The 6,413-nt window shown below is 40.8% G+C and carries 14 protein-coding genes; 4 read left to right on the top strand and 10 right to left on the bottom strand.

The window, feature by feature from the left end; translation table 11 throughout:
* Window positions 1–303 precede the first annotated feature (303 nt).
* From RE317_RS14570 to RE317_RS14550, 5 genes are read right to left on the bottom strand one after another with little or no spacing between them, the layout of a single operon-like run.
* The gene (locus RE317_RS14570) at window positions 304–612 is read right to left on the bottom strand and encodes a hypothetical protein (protein ID WP_224263218.1); all 309 of its coding nucleotides are present in this window, start codon (window positions 610–612) and stop codon (window positions 304–306) included.
* A 44-nt stretch (window positions 613–656) separates the two neighbouring features.
* Window positions 657–980: a hypothetical protein gene (locus tag RE317_RS14565; protein WP_005868762.1), complete on the bottom strand. Its 324-nt coding sequence runs from the start codon at window positions 978–980 to the stop codon at window positions 657–659.
* 29 nt (window positions 981–1,009) lie between these two features.
* On the bottom strand, window positions 1,010–1,735 hold the full coding sequence (locus RE317_RS14560; protein ID WP_005868764.1) for an N-6 DNA methylase: 726 nt from the start codon (window positions 1,733–1,735) through the stop codon (window positions 1,010–1,012).
* Between the two features lie 15 nt (window positions 1,736–1,750).
* The gene (locus tag RE317_RS14555) at window positions 1,751–2,014 is read right to left on the bottom strand and encodes a hypothetical protein (protein ID WP_005868765.1); all 264 of its coding nucleotides are present in this window, start codon (window positions 2,012–2,014) and stop codon (window positions 1,751–1,753) included.
* Window positions 2,015–2,070: 56 nt separating this feature from the next.
* Window positions 2,071–2,550: an LPD28 domain-containing protein gene (locus tag RE317_RS14550; RefSeq protein ID WP_005868767.1), complete on the bottom strand. Its 480-nt coding sequence runs from the start codon at window positions 2,548–2,550 to the stop codon at window positions 2,071–2,073.
* A 410-nt stretch (window positions 2,551–2,960) separates the two neighbouring features.
* On the opposite strand from RE317_RS14550, the gene RE317_RS20990 reads away from it, so the two are divergent.
* The 4 genes from RE317_RS20990 (at window position 2,961) to RE317_RS14530 (ending at window position 4,377) form a co-directional block, all read left to right on the top strand.
* Window positions 2,961–3,161: a hypothetical protein gene (locus RE317_RS20990; RefSeq protein ID WP_007564649.1), complete on the top strand. Its 201-nt coding sequence runs from the start codon at window positions 2,961–2,963 to the stop codon at window positions 3,159–3,161.
* A gap of 197 nt (window positions 3,162–3,358) precedes the next feature.
* A complete protein-coding gene (locus RE317_RS14540) occupies window positions 3,359–3,613 on the top strand; it encodes a hypothetical protein (RefSeq protein WP_005868768.1) in 255 nt (84 codons plus the stop codon).
* Between the two features lie 45 nt (window positions 3,614–3,658).
* Entirely contained in the window at window positions 3,659–3,985 is a 327-nt protein-coding gene (locus tag RE317_RS14535) for a hypothetical protein (RefSeq protein ID WP_005868769.1), read from the top strand.
* Between the two features lie 14 nt (window positions 3,986–3,999).
* Window positions 4,000–4,377, top strand: a complete 378-nt coding sequence (locus RE317_RS14530; RefSeq protein WP_005868770.1) for a hypothetical protein — start codon at window positions 4,000–4,002, stop codon at window positions 4,375–4,377.
* A gap of 61 nt (window positions 4,378–4,438) precedes the next feature.
* Here RE317_RS14530 and RE317_RS14525 read toward each other — a convergent pair whose 3' ends face one another.
* From RE317_RS14525 to RE317_RS14505, 5 genes are all read right to left on the bottom strand, one after another.
* The gene (locus tag RE317_RS14525) at window positions 4,439–4,711 is read right to left on the bottom strand and encodes a hypothetical protein (RefSeq protein WP_005868772.1); all 273 of its coding nucleotides are present in this window, start codon (window positions 4,709–4,711) and stop codon (window positions 4,439–4,441) included.
* A gap of 12 nt (window positions 4,712–4,723) precedes the next feature.
* Window positions 4,724–5,008 (bottom strand): HU family DNA-binding protein, encoded by a 285-nt coding sequence (locus tag RE317_RS14520; RefSeq protein ID WP_005868774.1) that lies wholly within the window; start codon window positions 5,006–5,008, stop codon window positions 4,724–4,726.
* 99 nt (window positions 5,009–5,107) lie between these two features.
* Complete coding sequence (locus tag RE317_RS14515) at window positions 5,108–5,506, bottom strand: hypothetical protein (protein WP_005868776.1); 399 nt, start codon at window positions 5,504–5,506, stop codon at window positions 5,108–5,110.
* 49 nt (window positions 5,507–5,555) lie between these two features.
* Complete coding sequence (locus RE317_RS14510; RefSeq protein WP_005868777.1) at window positions 5,556–5,876, bottom strand: type II toxin-antitoxin system PemK/MazF family toxin; 321 nt, start codon at window positions 5,874–5,876, stop codon at window positions 5,556–5,558.
* Window positions 5,870–6,118, bottom strand: coding sequence for an AbrB/MazE/SpoVT family DNA-binding domain-containing protein (locus RE317_RS14505; RefSeq protein ID WP_005868778.1), 249 nt, complete (start codon window positions 6,116–6,118; stop codon window positions 5,870–5,872). The genes RE317_RS14510 and RE317_RS14505 overlap by 7 nt, the downstream gene beginning before the upstream one ends.
* Window positions 6,119–6,413: the final 295 nt, after the last annotated feature.

The following is a 6,413-nucleotide window of genomic DNA, read 5'->3' as shown; positions in this document are numbered from 1 at the left end:
AGGAGGTTGTTTCGGCAATGCCGAAGCTCCGGATGATGACCATTGCAATCCCGCCCACGTTTGGAACTTCTCTTTTCCGGTTTACCCATAATCAGCCGCATAGCGGATGATTACGGGTAAACCGGGAATGAGAACAGTCATTCCGATGAAGGGGAGGGTGGGAAAGAATACTGCGTGAACGCAAATTAATGGGATTACCAGTAACTCCAAGCGTTTTTTGCTACTTTTTTGGGGTGCTTGCCAAAAAGTAGCGGACAGCAAAATACCCTCCCTTCCCTAATCCAAAAGAAGGGAGAATGTGCTTCATTGAAGGTATATAGGTTCCGTTCCCTGATTATAACAATACATAGTGTTATTTCTGAAACCATCAAAGCATATATGAAAATCATCGAAATCCTGTTCCGTGGCCAAACGAACCTTATCACTCAACAAAACCATGCATTGTTTATTGACAGATGTAGCCAAAGAGGTAGTACGTCCCGGCTTTATCTCCAATGCCACCACATAAGAAGTCCTTCGTGGATAGATATACCCAATAATTTCCTCATTGAGTACAACCAAACGAATAACATCTTCATTCAAAACGGGAATATTATTAATTTTGCCCATCATTGTTATAATATAAATCAGTTTATAATCATTAAAATACAATATCATTACAAATGATACCTATAATTTTTATAGGTAAACTTTTCCACCGAGACCACCTCATAAAGATAGTCTTCATGGCAAGAAGCCATTATACAGTTCTCACATTCAAGAATAGGATTTATAACTACACGGAATTTAATAGTGCCGTCCACCAGAACAAACTCCACCCGATTAAAGAACCCTTGTAGAGAATGCCCTTCCTTATCCATCAGACGCACTACTTCACCTGTAAAAACAGCCAATTCCTTAGCCTGCCATTTCGCTTTACGCAAACAACTGTTCGCCGCTTTGACGTTCTCATTCACCTCTTTTGTTCTTATTGCTTTCATACCAAAATCCTTTTTACATATTTATCTTGTCAAAAATCAAAAGTCAGCTGCGTAGCCCTTGCGTTGCTCTGAATCGACCTCTTCAATTCAGAATTATCCTCCATTGCATTTTCAAGTTTCCTAATAAAAGAAGTGTCACCTGCTTCCGTTATCTTTAAAATAGGCAACCATACTCCGGCTATCAGCTGTAAATCTATATGATAACTTCTCCAATGCTGCATTGTCAATGTATTCATCCATGCGACTTCACCGGGTACGCTATTCATCATCAGATTGACAACGGTCATCTTTACACAAATCAAATCTATATCCGAGCCATAACAAAAAAGCCTTCCTCCATCATTCTCTTCCGCACATTTTTTTACAGCGGAAAGTAGCATCCTGCCGGAACCACAGCACGAATCACAGACCGACTGTTTAGGTTTCAGCCTATTTCCCCCCATACATGCCATCAAATCAGCAACGTGTATCGGGGTAAAGAACTGTCCGTTATTCCCATGACTGACACACTCCATGAACATATCTCCCAAGACATCGCAAAATCCTTCCGAATATTCAGACACCCTATAAAACATTTGAACAAAAAGTTCCATTTCATATGGCTTATATCTTTTTTCCACTCTACGATAATCCTCCGCCAACATCCCGACAGACAAATAGTAAAGACAAACATCCAAAAAATCCCGAAAGGCTTCTTCATATCCCCGACTGAAAGCAAGCTTTTCATAAAGTTTCATTATCTCCTTTGGTATCATACTTTTCTGACTTCATTATTCACAACATTCTATATTCCTTGTGCCATAGATTTTATCAAAAGCCGCTTTTATCTCCGAGCGATATTTACAGTCCTTCTCAAAACAAAGTTGTTTTGTCCAAAAATCGAAATCAAAACCATCGGTATTATCAATCGTTACAGAAACATAATCAGTCATACCACTCTGACATACAACCGTATGCCGATTTACACAAAAGTGGTCATTTAAAGCAGTTTCTTTTCGGGTAATGCGTTCTACCATCTTATCTATCCACTTCATACTTATAATATTTTATGTAATTGCCCCATTCCAAGAGGCAGTTACGGTTATACTCATTAAAAATCGTTCTCGTTCAAAAACAGCACATCGCCTTTCATCACCATCCAATTAATCTCACTCAGATGATAGCCACAATGCCCACTCAAAAAAATCTCAATCTCTTCAGTGGTCTGCAATCTCCTGTCTGGGCTTATCACCGCAACATTACCGGAATTACAATCCAATACAGCCAGTTTCTCATAAGCCCACTCACCAAACTGGCAGAACTCGATAAAATTGGTATAGGTTATCCGTATGCTATTGTTTGCATCAAATTCAAGGGGTGACTTTGTAATGAATGAACCTGCATGATTCACCACCACAGAGGGGCTAATCTCTGCCAATGAAGATAAGCTGTCATCCCATCTAATCTCATAAAGGAAAAATCCTTTTGGCAATGAATTGCGGTCTATACGATAACTGGAAAAAAGACCGTCTATCGTTTCATTAATAACTAACTGTTCATAATCTCCTTCTAAATAGTGTACTCGTGACATAACTCGTTGTTTTTTGGGATTGTTAAACTTCTAATTTTATGCTTCAGCTAGATTTAAAGACCTTTTTTTAAAACCCCTTTCCGGGATGGCCTTTTCTTTCTGCCGACTTTTTTTTTGAGCTTTCATGCCCCATCTGAGTTTATGAGCCTTTTTTTTACGGCACACAACAATAAGGAAGGAGGGATTAAGAAAAGTTTTGGACGACAAAAAATGTTGGGGACAGCGAAGCCGTCCGGCGTTATTTTTTTCGGGACAAAGGGCGAAGACCGGAACTCTTTCGTATCCATCCACCGAAATAAATTTGCCGTTCAAAAACAAAGGGTCTCAGATGGGGCTATGAAAAACGCACATTAAGGGAGGCAGAAAACTAGGAAAAGGGCAGTACGGAAAGTAAAACAAGCCATACGGTTTTGCCTGCAAAACCGTATTCCTATCTCCCTGCCACAAGTGGCAGGGGGGAACGGGTTAGCAACGGACTGCCGGGACAAACGGTAAAAGGACGGGGCTGCAATACGGAAGAAGGAGGTTGTTTCGGCAATGCCGAAGCTCCGGATGATGACCATTGCAATCCCGCCCACGTTTGGAACTTCTCTTTTCTGGTTTGCCCATAATCAGCCGCATAGCGGATGACTACGGGTAAACCGGAAATGAGAACAGTCATTCCGATGAAGGGGAGGGTGGGAAAGAATACTGCGTGAACGCAAAAACACAGTATGTCATCTTAAAACAATATCTTTAAAAAGTTTTTCAGAAGAAATGCTTACCAATATCCTAATAATTATTACTTTTGATAACATAATACAACGATATGGAAAAGAAAAAGATTACAATAGAGGTAGAACCAGCTACAGCCGTAGCTACCGTCGGTTTATTGCGTGGGATATTTCCCAGTATCATCGAACAACTGGAAAGGCAAGCCGCAACAAACGGCAGCCCCTTAAAATTCAATAAAGTAGAAAATATGCAAGAAGTATTGGATGAGATTTATGAAAAGTGCATTGCCGAAACGAACCTCCGGGAGTTTGCCCAGGCGCACTTAAATAGTGACGGATTACCTAACTGATACAGAAATACGGAATCTGCCAGCCATCCTTATTCCAAATAACAAATGGTACAGAATTACACACCTGTCATGTGGGATGACAAAGCATTTGCCTTTGTCCCCTACGAAGCATTCAGTGATTTGCCACATTATCCCAAAGAAAAATGTGAGCAAATTTGCAAAGAGCTGAACAGCCTTATAAGACTATGTACTTATAGGCCGAAAAAGGAAGATATTTATTTTCATCCGGTAAGTTATGTACGTCGTTCCGGAGGTTTCATAGTTACGGATAATCAGGCATCCTTTGAGAAATGCCCCTATCCTGCTTGCGCAGACCGTCATAGCTGCCAAAAAATATGTGATTTGATGAACCGTATCATTGAAGAGTCTTAATTATATAAAATACCATGGAACATCCAAACTCCAAATGCAGAATAGCACAAGCTGAATATTTAAGTCGGCTACCTGAAGAAGAACGGGAAAATAAGGCCAGAGATATTAGAATCGGAAACGCCAGCTATATTTACCACCAACAAGCGGTTCCAATCCAAGAAAACAGATTGATAATGTATTATAAAGAGTGGTTGGAAGGTCTTCCTCCCAACATTTCACGCCATATGAGAATGCTTGGATTTGAAGCATGTAAGACAATGATTCCGTTTACGAGATATGTGAACGAAAGAAACGATATTGGTATGCGTGACTGGATGCAAGAGCATCTTTCACCGAGTGACTTCAACTATTGGCAGGAACTTTCGAAAAAAGCAGGTTCGCCAACATTTTAATCCCATCCCGTTCAATACGCTGCCTGAAGAATAAAAGGTGCGTATTAAACGAGAATATTTTTTAGCGTTTAGTCATCTCTTCCCGCACCAGTTCCGTTTCTGTCGGGGAGAGTTTCGGCAATTTGACAGTTGCCGGACTTTCTAACTGGTAAGCCTTCACCTCATTGATAAGCAGCTGCCAGTCAAAAAGAAATTCTTCGGAACAACCATGTTTACGATAAATTTCTTTTGCTGCTTCCAAAATCTCAGGAGCGCAAAAATCGTCTCCCTGAAAGACAACTGCCGGACGATCATTATTGATACAGTCTCTCAATAATCGTAACTGATCTTTCATTGTGTTTACCTATTATGCGTTCTGTTGTTTTACCATTTTCAAAAATTCGTCAGACGGTTTAAATGCCGGTATGTTATGAGCCGGAATAATCATAGTAGTATTCTTAGAGATATTCCGAGCTGTCTTTTGCGCTCTCTTCTTCACTATGAAACTACCGAATCCACGAAGATAGACATTTTCCTCCTTACCCAACGAAGTCTTTACCTCGTTCATGAATCCTTCCAAAACAGCAAGCACCGCTTTGCCGTCGATGCCGGTTCTGGCAGATATTTCCTTTACGATTTCCGATTTAGTCATTTCTTTATAATTTGAAAATTAGCGTGCAAAGATAATTAATCCAATGGATTATTTAAAGTCTGGCATCCGCAGCAAGCCCTGCCTTCGCCCAATGAAGTGTTAAATTGTTGCGTATGGGTCAAGTTCCTTAATCCGCTTACACAAATAATCAAAGCGTTTCTTGGTAAGCGGTGTGAGTGTATCGAGGTTCTTGCCATCGAAATTCTCTCCGAAAATAAGGTCGTCCACTCCTATGCCGTGATTGTAATTCTCGCGCACGCAATCACGCAGAATCCAAAGGTTATGCAGGTTCACCCAGTCGGCTGTAATGTTTCTGATTTTACTGAACAGCAGCGCAGCAGTGTAAAGGTAGTGTCCGCAATGGTTGTAGTCATGCAACACCAGCTTGCCCTGGTAATAGATGTCGAAATCCTTGTTTTCTTCATCTTCCTTTGTATCGCAGTAGAAGAATGGAATGTCTTTCAGACCGTCCCAATTAATATAAGTAGTTGGCTTCATAATATCTTTTTTGAATACGCTACATAACCTGTTATTTGCACACTTTCCATTATTCACAGAACATTTGATGAAACACTTCCTTCAGTCTTTTTATCTCACTGAAATTCAAATCTCCAATCTTTCTTTTCAGCCGGCTTTTGTCCACCGTGCGAATCTGATCCGTGGCTATCTCCCCATCACGCCCGGCTACAGAACACAGAACCCGGTAAGGATAGTTCCTTATGGTGGAGGTTATCGGAGCAATGACTACTATTGTAAGGTACATATTCAAATCTGAAGGAGTTACAACAACACATGGCCGTGTCTTTGCCATTTCACCCCCACGGGTAGGGTCTAACTCTACCCAATACACTCCATACTGTTCTACCATGTCCAATCCTCAAACTTTTCATCCTCAAACACATCAGGGATAAGCAACTCATCATCCCCATTCTCATGGGCACGTTTGGCAGCTTCCGCCCATCCCTGCCGTGGTTGTGCCTTTATCACAATATTGTTCCCGTCCAAAGAAATGCTCACAGCCGATTTCAAGGACAAACGCAACTGTTTCAATATCTCGGAAGGAAGTATTATCCCCTTGCTGTTTCCAATCTGAATAATGTTTGTTACCATAATGTTATAACTTTAAAATTGATTATCACAACACAAATATAGACAAAGTTATAACAATACCAAAAGAAAAGCCAACTTTTTTCCATTTTCACCGATAACCCGGCCAACGGCTGCACTCGTCGGGAGGCTAGTGCCCCCCTTGCCGTGCGGCGCTCCCCGACCTATGATTCTTATCATGTCTTGTGTCCTTTTCTCCGCTTCTAACAAACAAATCTGCATAAAATATAGATTTGCGTTTCCATTTGAATTTTAGTTATTTGATACCCTAACTATGAATAGCAAACAGATAACTGAT

This window comes from Phocaeicola sp. GP0067 (genome assembly GCF_031119655.1).
Classification (GTDB): domain Bacteria; phylum Bacteroidota; class Bacteroidia; order Bacteroidales; family Bacteroidaceae; genus Phocaeicola; species Phocaeicola vulgatus.
This window is presented reverse-complemented; position numbering and strand designations above follow the sequence as displayed.

Bases quoted from the DNA above. Each gene is read 5' to 3' on its own strand.
- RE317_RS14570 (WP_224263218.1), bottom strand. From the start codon at position 612: ATGATGGGCAAAATTAATAATATTCCCGTTTTGAATGAAGATGTTATT.
- RE317_RS14565 (WP_005868762.1), bottom strand. From the start codon at position 980: ATGAAAGCAATAAGAACAAAAGAGGTGAATGAGAACGTCAAAGCGGCG.
- RE317_RS14560 (WP_005868764.1), bottom strand. From the start codon at position 1,735: ATGATACCAAAGGAGATAATGAAACTTTATGAAAAGCTTGCTTTCAGT.
- RE317_RS14555 (WP_005868765.1), bottom strand. From the start codon at position 2,014: ATGAAGTGGATAGATAAGATGGTAGAACGCATTACCCGAAAAGAAACT.
- RE317_RS14550 (WP_005868767.1), bottom strand. From the start codon at position 2,550: ATGTCACGAGTACACTATTTAGAAGGAGATTATGAACAGTTAGTTATT.
- RE317_RS14540 (WP_005868768.1), top strand. From the start codon at position 3,359: ATGGAAAAGAAAAAGATTACAATAGAGGTAGAACCAGCTACAGCCGTA.
- RE317_RS14535 (WP_005868769.1), top strand. From the start codon at position 3,659: ATGGTACAGAATTACACACCTGTCATGTGGGATGACAAAGCATTTGCC.
- RE317_RS14530 (WP_005868770.1), top strand. From the start codon at position 4,000: ATGGAACATCCAAACTCCAAATGCAGAATAGCACAAGCTGAATATTTA.
- RE317_RS14525 (WP_005868772.1), bottom strand. From the start codon at position 4,711: ATGAAAGATCAGTTACGATTATTGAGAGACTGTATCAATAATGATCGT.
- RE317_RS14520 (WP_005868774.1), bottom strand. From the start codon at position 5,008: ATGACTAAATCGGAAATCGTAAAGGAAATATCTGCCAGAACCGGCATC.
- RE317_RS14515 (WP_005868776.1), bottom strand. From the start codon at position 5,506: ATGAAGCCAACTACTTATATTAATTGGGACGGTCTGAAAGACATTCCA.
- RE317_RS14510 (WP_005868777.1), bottom strand. From the start codon at position 5,876: ATGGTAGAACAGTATGGAGTGTATTGGGTAGAGTTAGACCCTACCCGT.
- RE317_RS14505 (WP_005868778.1), bottom strand. From the start codon at position 6,118: ATGGTAACAAACATTATTCAGATTGGAAACAGCAAGGGGATAATACTT.